This is a genomic window from Stenotrophomonas sp. YJH_SMC_110 (assembly GCF_059369255.1).
In genome coordinates, this window is sequence record NZ_JCAFSM010000002.1 from 221,630 (window position 1) to 237,671 (window position 16,042).

Annotated in this window: 23 protein-coding genes and 1 tRNA gene; 14 read left to right on the forward strand and 10 right to left on the reverse strand. The window is 66.9% G+C overall.

All coding sequences use genetic code 11. From position 1 onward, the window contains the following. Nucleotides 1–7: 7 nt before the first annotated feature. From AC5P6H_RS05605 to AC5P6H_RS05615, 3 genes are read right to left on the reverse strand one after another with little or no spacing between them, the layout of a single operon-like run. Nucleotides 8–1,567, reverse strand: coding sequence for a PepSY-associated TM helix domain-containing protein (locus AC5P6H_RS05605; protein ID WP_495202376.1), 1,560 nt, complete (start codon nt 1,565–1,567; stop codon nt 8–10). Between the two features lie 10 nt (nt 1,568–1,577). Beyond that, the gene (locus AC5P6H_RS05610; RefSeq protein ID WP_032957460.1) at nt 1,578–1,841 is read right to left on the reverse strand and encodes a hypothetical protein; all 264 of its coding nucleotides are present in this window, start codon (nt 1,839–1,841) and stop codon (nt 1,578–1,580) included. After that, nucleotides 1,841–2,137, reverse strand: coding sequence for a hypothetical protein (locus AC5P6H_RS05615; RefSeq protein WP_005410439.1), 297 nt, complete (start codon nt 2,135–2,137; stop codon nt 1,841–1,843). Before AC5P6H_RS05615 ends, AC5P6H_RS05610 begins: the two co-directional genes overlap by 1 nt. Before the next feature lie 429 nt (nt 2,138–2,566). Between AC5P6H_RS05615 and thrS the strand changes: the two genes are divergently transcribed. The 11 genes from thrS (at nt 2,567) to AC5P6H_RS05670 (ending at nt 11,017) form a co-directional block, all read left to right on the forward strand. Continuing rightward, on the forward strand, nt 2,567–4,468 hold the full coding sequence (thrS, locus tag AC5P6H_RS05620) for a threonine--tRNA ligase (protein ID WP_032957627.1): 1,902 nt from the start codon (nt 2,567–2,569) through the stop codon (nt 4,466–4,468). 48 nt (nt 4,469–4,516) lie between these two features. Continuing rightward, nucleotides 4,517–5,059 (forward strand): translation initiation factor IF-3, encoded by a 543-nt coding sequence (gene infC, locus AC5P6H_RS05625; RefSeq protein ID WP_079222586.1) that lies wholly within the window; start codon nt 4,517–4,519, stop codon nt 5,057–5,059. Between the two features lie 266 nt (nt 5,060–5,325). After that, the gene (gene rpmI, locus AC5P6H_RS05630; RefSeq protein ID WP_005410436.1) at nt 5,326–5,523 is read left to right on the forward strand and encodes a 50S ribosomal protein L35; all 198 of its coding nucleotides are present in this window, start codon (nt 5,326–5,328) and stop codon (nt 5,521–5,523) included. Nucleotides 5,524–5,534: 11 nt separating this feature from the next. Beyond that, nucleotides 5,535–5,894, forward strand: coding sequence for a 50S ribosomal protein L20 (rplT, locus tag AC5P6H_RS05635; protein WP_005410435.1), 360 nt, complete (start codon nt 5,535–5,537; stop codon nt 5,892–5,894). A gap of 193 nt (nt 5,895–6,087) precedes the next feature. Continuing rightward, nucleotides 6,088–7,083 carry a phenylalanine--tRNA ligase subunit alpha gene (locus AC5P6H_RS05640; protein WP_005417865.1) on the forward strand — a complete coding sequence of 332 codons (996 nt, stop codon included), beginning with the start codon at nt 6,088–6,090 and terminating at the stop codon, nt 7,081–7,083. An 87-nt stretch (nt 7,084–7,170) separates the two neighbouring features. Then, nucleotides 7,171–9,552, forward strand: coding sequence for a phenylalanine--tRNA ligase subunit beta (pheT, locus tag AC5P6H_RS05645; protein ID WP_495202377.1), 2,382 nt, complete (start codon nt 7,171–7,173; stop codon nt 9,550–9,552). Nucleotides 9,553–9,579: 27 nt separating this feature from the next. Continuing rightward, on the forward strand, nt 9,580–9,879 hold the full coding sequence (locus tag AC5P6H_RS05650; protein WP_005410432.1) for an integration host factor subunit alpha: 300 nt from the start codon (nt 9,580–9,582) through the stop codon (nt 9,877–9,879). Beyond that, the gene (locus AC5P6H_RS05655) at nt 9,860–10,216 is read left to right on the forward strand and encodes a MerR family transcriptional regulator (RefSeq protein WP_005410431.1); all 357 of its coding nucleotides are present in this window, start codon (nt 9,860–9,862) and stop codon (nt 10,214–10,216) included. Before AC5P6H_RS05650 ends, AC5P6H_RS05655 begins: the two co-directional genes overlap by 20 nt. A 68-nt stretch (nt 10,217–10,284) precedes the next feature. Next, nucleotides 10,285–10,361: transfer RNA gene (locus tag AC5P6H_RS05660), tRNA-Pro, on the forward strand. Nucleotides 10,362–10,478: 117 nt separating this feature from the next. Further along, entirely contained in the window at nt 10,479–10,679 is a 201-nt protein-coding gene (locus AC5P6H_RS05665; RefSeq protein ID WP_014647847.1) for a hypothetical protein, read from the forward strand. Beyond that, the gene (locus AC5P6H_RS05670) at nt 10,676–11,017 is read left to right on the forward strand and encodes a low molecular weight protein tyrosine phosphatase family protein (protein WP_495202378.1); all 342 of its coding nucleotides are present in this window, start codon (nt 10,676–10,678) and stop codon (nt 11,015–11,017) included. The genes AC5P6H_RS05665 and AC5P6H_RS05670 overlap by 4 nt, the downstream gene beginning before the upstream one ends. On the opposite strand, the gene AC5P6H_RS05675 is transcribed toward AC5P6H_RS05670, so the two are convergent. Next, nucleotides 10,996–11,445 carry a GNAT family N-acetyltransferase gene (locus tag AC5P6H_RS05675; protein ID WP_032957620.1) on the reverse strand — a complete coding sequence of 150 codons (450 nt, stop codon included), beginning with the start codon at nt 11,443–11,445 and terminating at the stop codon, nt 10,996–10,998. The genes AC5P6H_RS05670 and AC5P6H_RS05675 overlap by 22 nt on opposite strands. An 86-nt stretch (nt 11,446–11,531) precedes the next feature. Continuing rightward, nucleotides 11,532–12,047, reverse strand: a complete 516-nt coding sequence (locus AC5P6H_RS05680) for a DUF3011 domain-containing protein (protein ID WP_046431780.1) — start codon at nt 12,045–12,047, stop codon at nt 11,532–11,534. 242 nt (nt 12,048–12,289) lie between these two features. Between AC5P6H_RS05680 and AC5P6H_RS05685 the strand changes: the two genes are divergently transcribed. After that, on the forward strand, nt 12,290–12,685 hold the full coding sequence (locus AC5P6H_RS05685; RefSeq protein ID WP_032956187.1) for a hypothetical protein: 396 nt from the start codon (nt 12,290–12,292) through the stop codon (nt 12,683–12,685). Between the two features lie 12 nt (nt 12,686–12,697). Here the strand turns inward: AC5P6H_RS05685 and AC5P6H_RS05690 are convergent, their stop codons facing one another. Next, nucleotides 12,698–13,390 (reverse strand): aspartate/glutamate racemase family protein, encoded by a 693-nt coding sequence (locus AC5P6H_RS05690; protein WP_032956186.1) that lies wholly within the window; start codon nt 13,388–13,390, stop codon nt 12,698–12,700. A 162-nt stretch (nt 13,391–13,552) separates the two neighbouring features. On the opposite strand from AC5P6H_RS05690, the gene AC5P6H_RS05695 reads away from it, so the two are divergent. After that, nucleotides 13,553–14,194: a LysE family translocator gene (locus AC5P6H_RS05695; protein ID WP_014647842.1), complete on the forward strand. Its 642-nt coding sequence runs from the start codon at nt 13,553–13,555 to the stop codon at nt 14,192–14,194. 94 nt (nt 14,195–14,288) lie between these two features. Further along, nucleotides 14,289–14,462, forward strand: a complete 174-nt coding sequence (locus tag AC5P6H_RS05700; protein ID WP_005417836.1) for a DUF1328 domain-containing protein — start codon at nt 14,289–14,291, stop codon at nt 14,460–14,462. Nucleotides 14,463–14,484: 22 nt separating this feature from the next. Here the strand turns inward: AC5P6H_RS05700 and AC5P6H_RS05705 are convergent, their stop codons facing one another. From AC5P6H_RS05705 to AC5P6H_RS05720, 4 genes are all read right to left on the reverse strand, one after another. Continuing rightward, nucleotides 14,485–14,817: an SMR family transporter gene (locus AC5P6H_RS05705; protein WP_014647841.1), complete on the reverse strand. Its 333-nt coding sequence runs from the start codon at nt 14,815–14,817 to the stop codon at nt 14,485–14,487. 13 nt (nt 14,818–14,830) lie between these two features. After that, on the reverse strand, nt 14,831–15,403 hold the full coding sequence (locus AC5P6H_RS05710; RefSeq protein ID WP_495202379.1) for a TetR/AcrR family transcriptional regulator: 573 nt from the start codon (nt 15,401–15,403) through the stop codon (nt 14,831–14,833). A 91-nt stretch (nt 15,404–15,494) separates the two neighbouring features. Continuing rightward, the gene (locus tag AC5P6H_RS05715; protein WP_014647839.1) at nt 15,495–15,728 is read right to left on the reverse strand and encodes a DUF1653 domain-containing protein; all 234 of its coding nucleotides are present in this window, start codon (nt 15,726–15,728) and stop codon (nt 15,495–15,497) included. Between the two features lie 12 nt (nt 15,729–15,740). Then, a complete protein-coding gene (locus AC5P6H_RS05720) occupies nt 15,741–16,022 on the reverse strand; it encodes a hypothetical protein (RefSeq protein WP_180834955.1) in 282 nt (93 codons plus the stop codon). Nucleotides 16,023–16,042: the final 20 nt, after the last annotated feature.

Genomic DNA, 16,042 nt, shown 5'->3' on the forward strand with positions numbered 1-16,042 from the left:
TGAAGGCTTAGTTGGCCCAGACGCTGTTGGGGTCGCCGTTGCGGGCGCGGCGCTGGCTGGCGACGGCCAGGCGAGCGAAGCCGAAGGCCATGGCCAGCGCGATGGCATCGACCCAGAACAGCGGCCAATGGCCACGCGCGGCGGCGCGCCACAGCCAGTCACCATTGAGTGCGCCGTGCAGGACCGGCACCAGTGCAGTGCTGAGCGCTGCGGCCCACAGCAGCTCGCGCGCCGCCTGCGCGGGGCGGCGCAGTGCAGCCCACAGCGCACAGGCTGCCCAGCTGCCGAAGCAGGCCCAGCGGATGCCATGGTCGACCGCCGACGGTGCCAACCGCTCCAGCACCAGCGCGGTGATGAAAGCGACCGAGATCGCCACGCACAGGCCGATGCACACGCCAACCGTGGCCCGTGCCATGTTCACCCCGGCACGCGGCTGTTGCGGCTGGCGACGCTTGCGCCGCGACTCGATCCACAACAGGTTGCCGGAGTAGAACAGGAACGCACCGCCGAGGCCGAGCAGAAAGTACAGCCAGACCACCACGCCATTGCCGAACTCACCGAAGTGCAGGGCATAGGCGGCGCTGAGCGTGGCGTGGTTGGCATCGCGCTGGCCCGGCAGCTGGGAGGCCAGGACGTTGCCAGTGGCCACGTCCAGGGCCACCGAACCGAGCGGCCCGAGTGTGCCGGTGGATTCGCCCGTGATCTCGATCGTGGCGTTGGCATCGCCGGCGTTGGCCAGTTTCAGGTAGGCCGGCTCGAAGTTGGCCACGCCCTGTGCGCGGGCTACTTCAAGCGCGCGCGCATGCAGCAGGCGCAGGCTGCCCGGCGGTGCCGGGATGCCACTGGCGTCGCGCACCGGCGCGGTGTCCATTGCAGTCGGTACCGCCTGCAGGGCCTTGCCGTCGTAGATCAGTGGATTGAGCAGGGCCATCTGCACGAACACCAGGCAGAGCAGGGCGCCCGTGACCGCGAACATCAGGTGGAAGGGCAGGCTGAGCACGCCGATCACGTTGTGCGCGTCCTGCCACAGTTGTTTCAGGTTGCGGCCCGGACGCAGCGCGAACAGGTCGCCGAACAGCTTCGGCAGGTGGATCACCAGGCCGCTCAGCAGCGCCATGCCATACAGCAGGCTGACGATGCCCATCACGTAGATGCCGGCCACCGGCAGTCCGAGGCTGTAATGCAGTTCGTTGACCAGTTCGGCCAGCCCGGTCTGTGGCGGCGTCGGGCTGCCGGCGATCTCGCCCGGCCAGGCATAGCGCCAGCTGCCGTCGTCGGCCTGCCAGTAGGCCAGGGGTTGCGGATGTTCGGCGCCGGGGAACGTCATGCCGACGTGGCGGCGGGCCTCCGGGTGTACCGCCAGCACGTCTTCCAGCAGGTACTGCGCATCGTCCAGGCCCGCCGGCAACGCGGTGGCTGCACCGGGCGTCTGCCACAGCGGCAGGTCGTGGTGGAACAGGGTCAGCGCACCCGCGTAGAAGGCCACGAACAGGCCGAAGCCGGCAACCAGGCCGACCCAGGTGTGCAGGGTGGTGAACGTACGCAGGGTCTGCGAGCTGAACTTCATGGGGGGAGTCTCATTGCACCGCGCCGGTCAGGCGCAGCAGCGTCAGCACGGCGAAGCCGGCCGCAGCGCTGCCGGCCAGTGTCACCCAGGCGCGCAGCGCGCTGCGGAAGCTGAACGCCCACAGGGCAGCCAGCATCCACAGCGGGATGAACGTGATCAGGCTGGGCACCAGCGCGTTCTGCCAGGGGCCCGGCGGCAACCACGTCACCAGCCCGGTCGCGGCGGCGGCCAGCAAGAAGCCGGCCACGATGCCGGCGAAGGCGCGCGGCCACATCAGGGCGACTCCGTGCCCGGGCGATGCCAGGCGGCCAGTGCCGGCAGCAGCATCGCGGCCAGCATCCAGGTGCACAGCATCGCCACCAGGCCAGCGGCAAAGCCGAGTTCGGCCATCCACAGCCACAATGCGGCAGCCGCGGCGACCAGGCCGATCTGGCGGCCGAGGCGGCCGGCGCGGCGCAGGCGGGGCCAGCGGCAGTGCGGCGAGGCGGCATAGAAGGCCAGTGCCGAGAACATCGCTGCCAGCATGCCCAGGCTGCAGAAGCCCAGCGTGGAAAGGCCGACGGTGATCATTGCGGGCGGCCGCCATGGCAGCGGGCCAGCGAACGCGGGGCACGGGCGGGGCCGGCGGGAGCCGGTCGGAGCGGGTGGCGCATCACGAGGTCCTGGGGGGGAGCGGGCAGGCTGGCACGGGGCGGGCTGCGCGGACATGGTAATCATTGCGTTTTCACGCCGCCAGCGAGGGCCATTCAGCGGACCGTACGGTAGGCCTTGGGCTTTCCGGTGTGCTGGTTTAAGATCGTCGCAGAACCCTGACTGGAACAAGGTGGCCCGCGCCCAGCGCCGGCCGAGCGTGCGACATGAGCACTACCACCGCCCACTGTTGACCTGCCCCCGAAGGCCCTGTGTTCCAGGCGCCCTCGCGGCGCTTTTTTATTGCCCGGGCAATGGCCCGGGAGCGCTTTCCAGCCCGCCCAGCGGGCCCCGCACGAAGCCAATGCGATGATCAACATTACCCTTCCCGACGGCAGCCGCCGCGAGTTCGAAAACCCCGTCAGCGTCATGGACGTCGCCCAGTCGATCGGTGCCGGCCTGGCCAAGGCCACCATCGCCGGCTCGGTCGATGGCGTGCTGGTCGATGCCAGTGACGTCATCGACCACGATGCCAGCCTGCGCATCATCACCGCCAAGGACGAGGAGGGCGTGGAGATCATCCGCCACTCCTGCGCCCATCTGGTCGGCCACGCCGTCAAGCAGCTGTACCCGGACGTGAAGATGGTGATCGGCCCGGTGATCGCCGAGGGCTTCTACTACGACATCTATTCCGAGCGCCCGTTCACCCCGGACGACATGGCCGCGATCGAGAAGCGCATGGGTGAGTTGATCGCCCAGGATTACGACGTCATCAAGAAGATGACGCCGCGCGCCGAAGTGATCGAGATCTTCAAGGCCCGTGGCGAGGACTACAAGCTGCGCCTGATCGAGGACATGTCCGACGACATCCAGGCGATGGGCATGTACTACCACCAGGAATACGTGGACATGTGCCGCGGCCCGCACGTGCCGAACACGCGCTTCCTGAAGGCCTTCAAGCTGACCCGCATCTCCGGCGCCTACTGGCGCGGCGATGCGCAGAACGAACAGCTGCAGCGCATCTACGGCACCGCCTGGGCCGACAAGAAGCAGCTCGAGGCGTACATCAAGCGCATCGAGGAAGCCGAGATGCGCGACCACCGCCGCATCGGCAAGCAGCAGGACCTGTTCCACCTGCAGGAAGAGGCGCCGGGCCTGGTGTTCTGGCACCCGAAGGGCTGGGCGTTGTGGCAGGTGGTCGAGCAGTACATGCGCAAGGTCTACCGCAGCAGCGGCTACGGCGAAGTGCGCTGCCCGCAGATCCTGGACGTGAGCCTGTGGAAGAAGTCCGGCCACTGGGACAACTACCAGGACAACATGTTCTTCACCGAGTCGGAGAAGCGCACCTACGCGGTCAAGCCGATGAACTGCCCGGGCCACATCCAGGTGTTCAACCAGGGCCTGCACAGCTACCGCGACCTGCCGATCCGCTACGGTGAGTTCGGTTCCTGCCACCGCAACGAGCCGTCCGGCGCGCTGCACGGCATCCTGCGCGTGCGTGGTTTCACCCAGGACGACGGCCATGTGTTCTGCACCGAGAGCCAGATCGAATCGGAAGTGACCGCGTTCCACCAGCAGGCGCTGGCGGTCTACCAGCACTTCGGCTTCGACGAGATCCAGATCAAGATCGCGCTGCGTCCGGAATCGCGCCTGGGCGACGACGCCACCTGGGACAAGGCCGAGGGCGCACTGCGTTCGGCGCTGTCCGCCTGTGGCGTGGAATGGCAGGAGCTGCCGGGCGAGGGCGCCTTCTACGGCCCGAAGATCGAGTACCACCTGAAGGATGCCATCGGCCGTACCTGGCAGCTGGGCACCATGCAGGTCGACTTCATGATGCCGGGCCGCCTGGGCGCCGAGTACGTGGATGAGAACAGCCAGAAGAAGCATCCGGTCATGCTGCACCGCGCCATCGTCGGCTCGATGGAGCGCTTCCTGGGCATCCTGATCGAGCACCACGCCGGCCAGTTCCCGGCCTGGCTGGCGCCGACCCAGGTGGTGGTGGCCAACATCACCGACGCCCAGGCCGACTACGTCTCGGGCGTGACCAAAACCCTTGCGGAGCAAGGCTTCCGCGTCAGCTCGGATTTGCGTAACGAGAAGATCGGCTATAAAATCCGCGAGCATACGTTGCAGCGCGTGCCCTACCTGCTGGTCATTGGTGACCGCGAGAAGGAAAATGGGGCTGTGGCGGTGCGTACGCGTTCTGGCGAAGACCTGGGCAGCATGAGCCTGCAGGCCTTCATCGAGCGGCTCCAGGCCGAGGGCGCGTAAGCAAAGGTCCGGTCCGGGGGCACAGGCACCCGGACCGGTTCGATACCCTTGGGAGAACGTAATATCAGCACCCCTGACAACAAACAGAACCGCAAGAATCAGGAAATCCGTGTGCCGCGCGTCCGCGTGATCGGCAGTGACGGAGAAATGATCGGCGTGTTGTCGCGCGACGAAGCGCTGTCCATGGCCGAAGATGAAGGCCTGGACCTGGTCGAAATCCAGCCGCAGGCCGATCCGCCGGTCTGCAAGATCATGGACTTCGGCAAGTTCAAGTTCGAAGCGCAGAAGAAGGCCAGCGAGGCCAAGAAGAAGACCAAGCAGGTCGAGATCAAGGAAGTGAAGTTCCGTCCGGTCACGGACGAGGGCGACTACCAGATCAAGCTGCGCAAGATGCGCGGGTTCCTTGAAGAAGGCGACAAGATCAAGGTCAACATCCGTTTCCGTGGCCGTGAAATGAGCCACCAGGAACTGGGTCGCGAAATGGCCAACCGGATCGAGACCGATCTGGGCGAGGACATCGTCATTGAATCCCGTCCGCGCCTGGAAGGGCGTCAGATGGTCATGATGATCGCGCCGAAGAAGAAGACCTGAGGCCTGACGGGCCGCCTTCCGGGGCGCCTGGCTGAATGGTTCAGGGTAAGGGGACGCCACTGGCGTCCCTTTGCTTTTGCAGGATGCCGGTGAAATGCCGGCGCAAGGGGTGCTGGGGCTGGTGGCAGGGCGGTTTTGCCTGTATCATGCCCGGCTCGACCCACCCAGGACGGGTCGTACGCCGATCATGGCAGGACGGAAAGAGCGGCTCAGGCCGCCGCCAGATCAGTCAGAAACCAGGGTCAAATCCCATCAAGGACATTGCAATGCCCAAGATCAAGACCAACCGGGCAGCGGCCAAGCGTTTCCGCAAGACCGCCTCGGGCAAGTACAAGTGCGGCCACGCCAACCGTAGCCACATCCTCACGAAGAAAGCGACCAAGCGTAAGCGTAATCTGCGTCAGACGGGCCATGTCCGTGCAGAAGACGCAGGCCGTCTGGACCGCATGCTCCCTTACCTCTGAGGAACTGAAAAATGGCACGAGTTAAGCGTGGCGTACAGGCGCGTCGCCGCCACAAGAAGATTCTGGATCTCGCCAAGGGCTATTACAACGCCCGCCGCAAGGTCTTCCGCGTCGCCAAGCAGGCGGTCATCAAGGCACAGCAGTACGCCTACATCGGCCGTAAGCAGAAGAAGCGCAACTTCCGTTCGCTGTGGATCACCCGTATCAATGCGGCTGCCCGCATCAACGGCCTGAGCTACAGCCGCTTCATGAACGGTCTGCTGAAGGCCGGCATCACCCTGGACCGCAAGGTCCTGGCTGACATCGCCGTGCACGACGCAGCCGGTTTTGCTGCGCTGGCCGAAAAGGCCAAGGGCGCGCTGGCGGCATAAGTCCTTCCCGATGCCGTAACCGTTCATCCGGAACGGTGTCAGGTCAAGGCAATGCATGGGGAAGGGCGCAAGTCCTTCCCCATTCTTTTTTGGGTCCCGGCGAGGCCATGGCGGCAGCGCGGGGACGGCGGTGGCGACAGGGGTCGGCCCTTCGCGCATCGCGATGGCAGATCGACTGGAGTTCCGGCCCCCCATGAGCGACATCCAATCCCTCACCACCCAGGCGCTGGCCGATGTGGCCGCCGCACAGAGCCCCGACGTGCTGGAACAGCTGCGCGTGGCCCTGCTTGGCAAGAGTGGCAGCATCACCTCGCAGCTCAAGCAGCTCGGCGCCCTGCCGGCCGACGAGCGCAAGGCCGCCGGTGAAGCGATCAACCAGGCCCGCGACGCGCTGACCCGCGCGCTCGGCGAGCGCAAGGCGCTGCTGGAAGATGCGGCACTGGATGCACGCCTGGCCGCCGAAGCCATCGACATCACCCTGCCGGGTCGCAACGGCGACCGCGCCGGCCTGCATCCGATCACCCGCACCCTGGAGCGCATCACCGGCATCTTCGGCCGGCTGGGCTACGAGCTGTCGGAAGGGCCGGAGATCGAGGACGACTGGCACAACTTCGAGGCGCTGAACTTCCCGCCGCACCATCCGGCGCGCGCCATGCACGACACCTTCTACTTCGGCGACGGCCGCCTGCTGCGCACGCACACCTCCGGCGTGCAGGTGCGCTACATGGGTGACCACGCGCCGCCGCTGCGCATGATCGCCGCCGGCAAGGTGTACCGCAGCGACAGCGACCAGACCCATTCGCCGATGTTCCATCAGGTGGAAGGCCTGCTGGTGGACGAGCATTCGACCTTCGCCGACCTGAAGGGCACGCTGGCCGAGTTCGTGCGCGCCTTCTTCGAGCGCGATTTCGAAATGCGCTTCCGCCCCAGCTATTTCCCGTTCGTTGAGCCGGGCGCGGAAGTGGACATCGCCTGGCAGCAGCCCGATGGCAGCACCCGCTGGCTGGAAGTGCTGGGCTGCGGCATGGTCCATCCGAACGTGCTGCGCAACGTCGGCATCGATCCGGAGCGCTACACCGGCTTCGCCTTCGGCATGGGCGTGGAGCGCTTTGCAATGCTGCGCTACGGCGTCAACGACCTGCGTGCGTTCTTCGAGAACGACGTGCGGTTCCTGAAACAGTTCGCGTAAGCCGCAACCGTGTAGGGCCGAGCCATGCTCGGCTGCTCCCAAATTCGCAGGCCCAGGCGCATGCGCCGGGCCCACCAGGATGACACCATGAAATTCTCCGAAAACTGGCTGCGCAGCCACGTCCCGACCGGCGCTTCGCGCGATGAACTGAGTGCAGTGCTGACCGCCATCGGCCTGGAAGTGGAAGACGTGACCGCGCTGGGCGAAGGCCTCGACCACGTGGTCGTGGCACGCATCGTCGATGCGGTGCGCCATCCGGAAGCAGATCGCCTGCAGGTGTGCAGGGTTGATGCCGGGCAGGGCGAACTGCTGCAGATCGTGTGCGGCGCCCCGAACGCGCGCCCGGGCCTGGTCGCGCCGCTGGCGATGGTCGGTGCGCAGATCGGCGAGCTGAAAATCAAGCCGGCCAAGCTGCGTGGCGTCGAGTCCAACGGCATGCTGTGCTCGGCCAAGGAACTGGGCCTGGACAACGATGCTTCCGGCCTGCTGGAACTGCCCGACGACGCACCGGTCGGCCAGACCCTGGTCGAGTACCTGGGCCTGCCGGATGCCAGCATCGAGATCAAGCTGACCCCGAACCGCGCCGACTGCTTCAGCCTGCGCGGCATCGCCTACGACGTCGCCGCCGCCACCCGCAGTGAAGTGCTGGACTTCGCTGCCGACGCCATTCCGGCAGTCGGCAGCCGTGAGCTGGGCATCCAGCTCGACGCCGGCGCCGAAGCGCCGCGTTACCTGGGCCGTGTCATCGAAGGCGTCAATGCTGCCGCCAAGACCCCGTTGTGGATGGCCGAGCGCCTGCGCCGCAGTGGCGTGCGTCCAGTCTCGCTGCTGGTCGACATCACCCAGTATGTGATGCTGGAGCTGGGCCAGCCGATGCACGCCTACGACCTGGGCACCCTGCAGGGCAGCATCGCCGTGCGCCGTTCGCGCGCGGGCGAGACGCTGAAGCTGCTGGACGGCCGCGATGCTGCGCTGGACGACAGCTTCCTGGTGGTCACCGACGCTGACCGCGCGGTCGGCCTGGCCGGCCTGATGGGCGGCTTCGACACCCGCGTCACCGACGCGACCACCGCCGTGTTCCTGGAAGCCGCGCACTTCGCGCCGGCCGCCATCATGGGCCGTGGCCGCAAGCTGGGCCTGCACACCGATGCCGGCCATCGCTTCGAGCGCGGCGTCGATCCGGCGCTGCCGCGCACCGCGATCGAGTACGCCACCCGCCTGGTGCTGGACCTGGCCGGCGGTACCCCGGCACCGGTCACCGAGGCCGTGCGTGAAGCCGATCTGCCGCAGCCGGCGACCATCGTGCTGCGCCGCGCCCGCATCACCCGCGTGCTCGGCATCACCATCGACGATGCGGAAGTCGAGCGCATCCTGCGCGCGCTGGGCATGGACGTGGTCGCCGCCGCCGACGGCTGGCAGGTGGTCGCGCCGAGCCGCCGCTTCGACATCGCCATCGAAGAAGACCTGATCGAAGAGCTGGCCCGCATCCACGGTTACGAGCAGATCCCGACCACGCTGCCGGGCGGTGCCTCGCGCGTGGCGATGCCGAGCGAGACCCAGCTGGACGCGCTGAGCGTGCGCCGCCAGCTGATCGCCCGTGACCAGCAGGAAACCGTCAATTTCGCCTTCGTCGACGACGCGCTGCTGACCCAGTGGCAGCTGCGCGACGGCCTGGTGCCGCTGGCCAACCCGCTGTCGGCCGAACTGGCGGTGATGCGCCCGTCGCTGCTGCCGGGCCTGGTCGCCACGTTGGGCCGCAACGCCGCCCGCCAGTTGGGCCGTGTGCGCCTGTTCGAACTCGGCCGCGTGTTCGCCCAGCAGGCCGGAGACGGCCAGCCGGCACCGCTGGAAACCCCGCGCGTGGCCGCTGCGGTCTGCGGTGAGGCGCAGGCGGTGCAGTGGGGCCTGCCGACCCGCAAGGTCGACTTCCATGACCTGAAGGGCGACCTGGAATCGCTGGCGGCCGCCAGTGGCGCGCAACTGGAGTTCCGCCCGTCCGTCCGCGCCTACGGCCACCCGGCGCGTTCGGCCGAGGTGTTCCGCGATGGCGTGGCGATCGGCTGGATCGGCCAGATCCACCCGCGCCTGACCCGGGCGATGGATATCGAAGCCGACGTCTACGCCTTCGAGCTGGACCTGGAGCCGCTGACCGCCCGCCGACTGCCGCGCGCCGGCGAGCTGTCGCGCTTCCCGGCGGTGCGTCGCGACCTGGCGTTCCTGCTGCCTGAACAGGTGGCCTGGGCCGATCTGGCGGCCACCGTCCGCCAGGCCGCCGGCCCGCTGCTGCGCGACCTGAACCTGTTCGACCGTTACGTCGGCCAGGGCGTCGAGCCGGGATTCAAGAGTCTCGCTATGGGCTTGATTTTGCAGGACAAGTCGCGCACTCTGACGGACCGCGACGTGGATGCGGTGGTGGCCGAGGCGGTCACTGCCATCGAGCGTGAACACCACGCCCGGATCCGCGGCTGAGCGGGCAGCACTCGGGGGTAGCAGGCAATGGCATTGACCAAGGCGGAGATGGCGGAAAAGCTGTTCGACGAAGTCGGTCTGAACAAGCGGGAAGCCAAGGAATTCGTCGACGCGTTTTTCGATGTGCTGCGTGAAGCATTGGAACAGGGACGTCAGGTGAAGCTGTCGGGCTTCGGCAATTTCGATCTGCGGCGCAAGAACCAGCGCCCGGGTCGCAACCCCAAGACCGGCGAGGAAATTCCGATTTCCGCCCGTACGGTGGTCACCTTCCGTCCGGGCCAGAAGCTCAAGGAGAGGGTGGAAGCTTATGCTGGATCCGGGCAGTAACCGCGAACTACCGCCGATCCCGGCCAAGCGCTACTTCACCATCGGTGAAGTCAGCGAGCTGTGCGACGTCAAGCCGCATGTCCTGCGCTACTGGGAAACCGAGTTTCCCAGCCTTGAGCCGGCCAAGCGCCGAGGCAACCGCCGCTACTACCAGCGCCACGACGTGCTGATGGTGCGGCAGATCCGCAGCCTGCTGTACGAACAGGGCTACACGATCGGTGGTGCACGCCTGCGTCTGGACGGCCCCGATGCCCGCGAGGAATCGGCGCTGAGCAACCAGATAATCAAGCAGGTGCGCATGGAGCTGGAAGAAGTGCTGCAGTTGCTGCGCCGCTGATCCCATTTCCATCGTAATCCGCTATACTTCACGGCCCGCCGCAGTGGCGGGCACATCGCAGCATCAGTCGGGGCGTAGCGCAGCCTGGTAGCGCATCTGCCTGGGGGGCAGAGGGTCGTCGGTTCGAATCCGGCCGTCCCGACCACTGTGATGAATCAAGAAGCCCGCGCAGCGATGCGTGGGCTTTTTTGTGCGTGCGGTGTATGCTGCGCGCCACTCGTACTACCGCGGCTGCTGAACCCGGTACTCACGAGAACACATCATGGATTCTGCAAGAAACCGTGCCTGGCGTCGCAGCCAGGCTCGCAACCGTGGTGGCGACCGCGCCACGACCGCCTACAGCTACAAGCCCGAGAAGAACTGGAAGCTGCTGTATACGCGCGATGCCAAGCTCGCGCGCGCACGCCAGCTGGGCTTCACCTATCCGGTCCTCAGCGCCCGCCAACTGCAGGAACAGGAATGATCAACCTGCTGTTCGTCTGCAGCCGCAACAAGCTGCGCAGCCCGACCGCCGAAGCCATGTGGCGACGGCGACCCGGCTTCGCTGCGCTGTCGGCCGGCACCAGCCCGCACGCACGACGCCCCATCGGCCCGGCGGACATCCGCTGGGCCGATGTCATCTTCGTGATGGAGGCCAAGCACCAGCATCGCCTGCAGGCCGCCTATGCGCGCCTGCTGGAATACAAGCGCCTGCATTGCCTGGATATCCCCGACGACTATCGCTGCATGGATCCGCTGTTGATGGACCTGCTGGATGCAAAGGTGACCACGTATCTCGATCAGCTGCCGGCAAAGCGGTAGAGCAGCTCCGGATCGCCTTCGTCCAATCCGTGCACGATGCCGCTGTCGATGAAACCCGAAGCGGCGAGCAGGCGTTGCATGCCGGTATTGGAAGCATTGGTCGAAGTGAACAGCCTGCCGTGGCCGTGCAGCGCGATGGCATGGCGCAGCAGGGCGGCGCCGACGCCCTGGCTGCGTTGTTCGCGCGCCACCATCAGCATCTCGACGAAGGCTTCGCCGAAGAAGTGATGGTGGATGACCAGGTAACCGGCCAGCTGACCGGCCCATTCGGCCACGTGCATGCCACCACGGGCCTGCCAGTCGCTGATCTGCCGTGCGCGTTGCGGATCGTGGACCGCAACGCTGTCGAGCGCGATCAACGCGGAAACGTCGGCGGGCATTGCCTCGCGGATGTGCAACATCGTCGAGGAGGGATCGGGCGGCACCATCGAAGGCTCCTGGGCTGGGTGCGCCCAGTCTATCGATCGCGTCGGCCGTGTCTGCGCATCCGCCACAGCCAGCGTGTGGTCGGCAGTCAATACACACGGAACTCGGCACGGCAGCCGTCGCTGACCCACACGCCGCGGCGGTCCCAGCCCCAGTTGCGATCCTCGACGCACGGTGTCACCGACTTCTGCTTGACCAGGCGTACCTCGTGGCGCACACGGATGCGGCATTCCTTGTCCTTCTGCTCGTAGGACTCGCAGACCAGGCGCTCGCCATCGTCATCGCGGTCACGGTCCCGGCCGCGCCCCGGCCAGCGGCCGCGTCCCTGTCCGTCGGCCACGAACTCGGCGCGACAGCCGTCGGTGACCCAGAGCATGCGGCGGCTCTGGCCCCAGTTCTGGTCCTCTACGCAGCGGGTGACCGACAGCTGCCTGGCCAGGCGCATGCGGCCTTCGATCGGGCACTGCTGGGTCTTGTTGAACTGCGATTCGCAGCGCAGCGGCGCAATGGGATCGCTGTCGTAATCCTGGGCGGCCACCGTGGTGGCGGCCAGCAGCAGGGCCAGGGTGGGGAGGGCAATCGGCAGCAGCAGGCGATGGGTCATGGGGGGGCCTCGGCAGGGGAACGGGCCGCAAGAATGGACCAGCCCGGGGCCATCGGAACGGATCGTTCCGGCGTTGGCTCAGTGGGGATTTAGTAGTGTGCACCGGCCCATGCAGAGCCTTACATCCCTTATCATCGCGGCACATCCGATCGCATCGGCTTACACCTTCTTACATCTCTCCCACGCTTGCCGGCCCAGCCTGTGGCTGCCGTCACTGGCGTGCAGCCGGCGTGTGGAGGAGGATGCGCGGACCACGACGACCACAGGGGGTTGCGTTGATCAGCAGTACCGTCATTCATCGCTCGGCTGGCGCAGAGGCCGGGCAGGTGCGTGTCCTGGACACCACGTTCAAGGGCAAGCATGTGTTCATTGCGTGGGGCCTGCGCGGGCCGGAACTGGCCCGCAGCGCGGACCCGCCCGCCACCGTGGCTGCGCGCAAGGCGCTGCATGCCGTGGCCGGCCACAGCGAGGGACCGCGCAGCCCGGAGGTGTTCATCGCCAACCAGTCGGCAGTGGCGATTACCGTCTATCGGCTGCTGACCGAGGCGCGTTCGGGCGATGCCATCTTCTTCCTGTGTGATTCGCAGGCCGTGGTCGACTGGTTGATCACCGCACTGGAAGTGCAGGGCGAAGACTGACAGCGCGCAGGGTCAGGCCAGTGCCGCATCCACCGCCGCCAGGGCGTGCAGGGTGGTGGTGTCGAACAGCGGCACCGGGCTGTCCTCGGCGCGGACCAGCAACATGATTTCGGTACAGCCGAGGATGATCGCTTCGGCGCCGCGTGCAACCAGGCGCGCGATCACGCCGGCGTACGCCTGCCGCGAATGCTCGCTGACCACGCCGCAGATCAGCTCCTGGTAGATGATGTCGTGCACGCTGCGGCGATCATCGGCCTCCGGAACCAGTACCTCCAGCCCGAAGCGGTCCTGCAGCCGGTCGCGGTAGAACGCCTGCTCCATGGTGAAGGCGGTGCCGAGCAGTCCCACCTTGCGGATGCCGGCCTGCAGGATCGCCGCGGCGGTCGGGTCCGCGATATGCAGCAGGGGCAGCGGGCATCCGGCTTCGATCCGGCCGGCCAGCGTGTGCATGGTGTTGGTGCAGATCACCAGCAGCTCGGCGCCACCGGCCTGCAGCCGCCGTGCAGCATCGAGCATGTGGTTGCCCAGCAGATCCCATTGGCCGTCGTGCTGCAGCTGCTTGATGCCGGCGAAATCCACCGACCACAGCAGCAGTTGCGCCGAATGCGCGCCACCGAGGCGATGCCGCACCGCCTCGTTGATGAGCCGGTAGTACTGCGCCGAGCTTTCCCAGCTCATGCCGCCGATCAGGCCAAGGGTCTTCATGCACTGCTCCAAGCCAGAGACGGCCATTGCAGCACAGATGGCAGTGGCGCTGCCGTGCACGGGCGCCGGCATCTGTAACCGTCGCATCCACCGCCCGCTGTATGTGCCGCGTCCTGCATGGGTGCCCTATGCTGGTGCCGTCTTCTGAAGTGGAAACCGGCAATGGCCCTGCATACCTGGTGGTGGTTCCTGGCCACGGTCTTCGTGCTGTGCGGGACGCCCGGGCCGAACATGCTGCACATCCTCGGGCGCAGCGTCGGGCTGGGGTTCCGTGGCAGCGTGCCGGCCATGGCCGGCTGCCTGCTGGCGATGCTGCTGGTGCTGGCCGCATCCGCTGCGGGCCTGAGCGCGTTGCTGCACTCCTCGCCGATGCTGTTCGAAGTGCTGCGCTATCTCGGTGTGGCCTACCTGGCCTGGCTTGGCATCAAGGCGTGGCGTGACAGCTGCCGCCCGGCACCCGCGGTGGCCGATGCTGCAGAGGTCACACTGGCGCCGGTACATGGCGCAGCGACGGTATTCCGTGGCGGCCTGTGGGTTGGCCTGAGCAACCCCAAGCTGTTGTTGTTCGCCGCGGCGTTCCTGCCGCAGTTCGTTGATCCGTCGCGTAGCCAGGCCGTGCAGTACAGCGTGCTGGTGGCGACCTTCGCGGCCTGCGAACTGTTCTGGTACGTGATGTACGCCGCCGGTGGCCACGGTCTGCGCCGTTGGCTTGCAAAGCCGTTCGCACGGCGCTGGTTCGAGCGGCTGGTGGGAAGCGTGTTCCTGGCCTTCGCGGTGGCGCTGCTGCGCTTCCGGCCGCGCTGATTCACGCCGCACACGCGGCCTTTTCACGATTGCCGCATCGGCTGCGGCCTAGCCTGATCACACCGTTTGCGTTCCCTGCGGGGTAAGGACTGACATGATCAAGTGGGCCATCATTTTCGCCATCATCGGCATCATCGCCGGCGTGCTGGGCTTCGGCGGCATCGCCGGTGCCGCTGTGGGCATCGCCAAGTTCCTGTTCTGGGCCGGCATCATCATTGCCGTGGTGCTGTTCCTGATCGGCATGAGCGTGGCGAAGAAGGTCAGCTAGCACCTGTCGCGCAGCAGCGTGTTCAGTGCGCGCTGCTGCGCGAGAACAGGTTGATCACCAGCACGCCGGCGCAGATCAGCGCGATGCCGGCCAGCGCAGCTGCATCCAGCCGCTGCTTGAACACCACCAGGCCGATCAGCGAGATCAGCACGATGCCGACGCCGGACCAGATCGCATAGGCGATGCCGGTCGGCACCGACTTCATGGTGACCGACAGCAGGTAGAAGCACAGCCCGTAGCCGACCAGCGCGCCCAGTGTCGGCCACAGCCGGCTCATGCCGTCCGAGGCCTTCAGCAGCGACGTGGCAATCACTTCCAGCACGATGGCGGCGGCCAGGTAGATATAGGGGTTCATCGCGGGCTCCGGGTCACTGCGGGTCGCACAGCTTGAGGGCCTGCTCGGCCATCGCCAGCGCATTGAGGCGCTCTGCTTCGTCCAGCGGCCGACCATAGGCGGCGGCCCAATAGCCATCGGCCGCGCAGCGTGCCGCGTACAGGCGCGGATCGCCGGCTTCGCCGGGGAACTCGGCCAGCATCGCGCGCTTCCAGTCGCGCCAGTGCGCCAGCAGGGCCGGCTCCATCAGGTTGCCCAGGGTCAGGCCGACGTCGTTGTCCTGTTCCTGCTGCAGCAGGTGCTCGAAGTTGGCCCGCACATAGGCGCGGCTGAAGCAGCCGTGGCCGGGCGTGCCGTCCTGCAGGAGCGCGCGCACACGCGCCTCGAATTCGCCGATGAGTGCGCCGATGGCTTCATCGACCAGTGCCTGCTTGCTGCTGAAATGGTGGAACAACGCGCCCTTGCTGACCCCGGCCACGCGCGCGACATCCTGCACGGTCAGTGCCGCCAGCCCGTGCTGGCCAATCACGGCAATGGTGGCGTGCAGCAATGACTGGCGCACGCTGTCGGGCGCTTTGCGCCGCGAGCGGGGAGGGGGCGGGGACATGATGGGAAGAAACCGACTGGACGGTATGATTGTAGCGCAGCCGGATCGCGTCACCGGCGCGACCATCGGCCACCGCCCGGTGGGAGCCGGATCAATCGTCGATGCGTGCGAAACGCGCCTGCGGGCCGTGTTTGCCTGGGACCTGCTCGACGAACATCGGGTAGGGGCGTACCCACAGGCCACCTTCGCCGTAGAGTGCGCGGTACAGCACCAATGGTTCCAGCGTCTCGCTGCTGCGGACGATGTCGATCACTTCGTATTCGCCGCCCTTGAAGTGGCGATACCGGCCACGGGCGAGGTCGGGCAGGGGACTCAGCTCAGCCATGACGGGTCGTGCTCACTTGCGCGCCGGGCTGGCGGGCGTGGCGCAGTACGCGTCGATCGCCTCGGCGCTGTTGGCCAGGCCGTGTGCCTGTGCCAGCTCCCAGGGCCGCTCGCAGCGCTGGCTGTGCTCGCACCACTGGTAGCCGGCCGAGCCGATGCAGCCGTGCGCGTCGCGATCGCCGCCTACCTTGGGCATGGTGGTCGAAGGCTTGCCGTCGGCACGCGGGGCTGCATTGTCCGGGCTCGCGCATGCGACCAGAACCAGCAGCGCTGGAATCAGAAGAAGCACCTTCATGCGCGAGCTCCGTGCGTAAA

Bases quoted from the DNA above. Each gene is read 5' to 3' on its own strand.
- AC5P6H_RS05615 (WP_005410439.1), bottom strand. From the start codon at position 2,137: ATGATCACCGTCGGCCTTTCCACGCTGGGCTTCTGCAGCCTGGGCATG.
- thrS (WP_032957627.1), top strand. From the start codon at position 2,567: ATGATCAACATTACCCTTCCCGACGGCAGCCGCCGCGAGTTCGAAAAC.
- pheT (WP_495202377.1), top strand. From the start codon at position 7,171: ATGAAATTCTCCGAAAACTGGCTGCGCAGCCACGTCCCGACCGGCGCT.
- AC5P6H_RS05640 (WP_005417865.1), top strand. From the start codon at position 6,088: ATGAGCGACATCCAATCCCTCACCACCCAGGCGCTGGCCGATGTGGCC.
- AC5P6H_RS05680 (WP_046431780.1), bottom strand. From the start codon at position 12,047: ATGACCCATCGCCTGCTGCTGCCGATTGCCCTCCCCACCCTGGCCCTG.
- AC5P6H_RS05705 (WP_014647841.1), bottom strand. From the start codon at position 14,817: ATGAACCCCTATATCTACCTGGCCGCCGCCATCGTGCTGGAAGTGATT.
- AC5P6H_RS05710 (WP_495202379.1), bottom strand. From the start codon at position 15,403: ATGTCCCCGCCCCCTCCCCGCTCGCGGCGCAAAGCGCCCGACAGCGTG.
- AC5P6H_RS05655 (WP_005410431.1), top strand. From the start codon at position 9,860: ATGCTGGATCCGGGCAGTAACCGCGAACTACCGCCGATCCCGGCCAAG.
- AC5P6H_RS05605 (WP_495202376.1), bottom strand. From the start codon at position 1,567: ATGAAGTTCAGCTCGCAGACCCTGCGTACGTTCACCACCCTGCACACC.
- AC5P6H_RS05650 (WP_005410432.1), top strand. From the start codon at position 9,580: ATGGCATTGACCAAGGCGGAGATGGCGGAAAAGCTGTTCGACGAAGTC.
- AC5P6H_RS05695 (WP_014647842.1), top strand. From the start codon at position 13,553: ATGGCCCTGCATACCTGGTGGTGGTTCCTGGCCACGGTCTTCGTGCTG.
- rpmI (WP_005410436.1), top strand. From the start codon at position 5,326: ATGCCCAAGATCAAGACCAACCGGGCAGCGGCCAAGCGTTTCCGCAAG.
- AC5P6H_RS05685 (WP_032956187.1), top strand. From the start codon at position 12,290: ATGCGCGGACCACGACGACCACAGGGGGTTGCGTTGATCAGCAGTACC.
- AC5P6H_RS05670 (WP_495202378.1), top strand. From the start codon at position 10,676: ATGATCAACCTGCTGTTCGTCTGCAGCCGCAACAAGCTGCGCAGCCCG.
- AC5P6H_RS05690 (WP_032956186.1), bottom strand. From the start codon at position 13,390: ATGAAGACCCTTGGCCTGATCGGCGGCATGAGCTGGGAAAGCTCGGCG.
- AC5P6H_RS05700 (WP_005417836.1), top strand. From the start codon at position 14,289: ATGATCAAGTGGGCCATCATTTTCGCCATCATCGGCATCATCGCCGGC.
- AC5P6H_RS05610 (WP_032957460.1), bottom strand. From the start codon at position 1,841: ATGTGGCCGCGCGCCTTCGCCGGCATCGTGGCCGGCTTCTTGCTGGCC.
- AC5P6H_RS05665 (WP_014647847.1), top strand. From the start codon at position 10,479: ATGGATTCTGCAAGAAACCGTGCCTGGCGTCGCAGCCAGGCTCGCAAC.
- AC5P6H_RS05715 (WP_014647839.1), bottom strand. From the start codon at position 15,728: ATGGCTGAGCTGAGTCCCCTGCCCGACCTCGCCCGTGGCCGGTATCGC.
- AC5P6H_RS05720 (WP_180834955.1), bottom strand. From the start codon at position 16,022: ATGAAGGTGCTTCTTCTGATTCCAGCGCTGCTGGTTCTGGTCGCATGC.
- AC5P6H_RS05675 (WP_032957620.1), bottom strand. From the start codon at position 11,445: ATGGTGCCGCCCGATCCCTCCTCGACGATGTTGCACATCCGCGAGGCA.
- rplT (WP_005410435.1), top strand. From the start codon at position 5,535: ATGGCACGAGTTAAGCGTGGCGTACAGGCGCGTCGCCGCCACAAGAAG.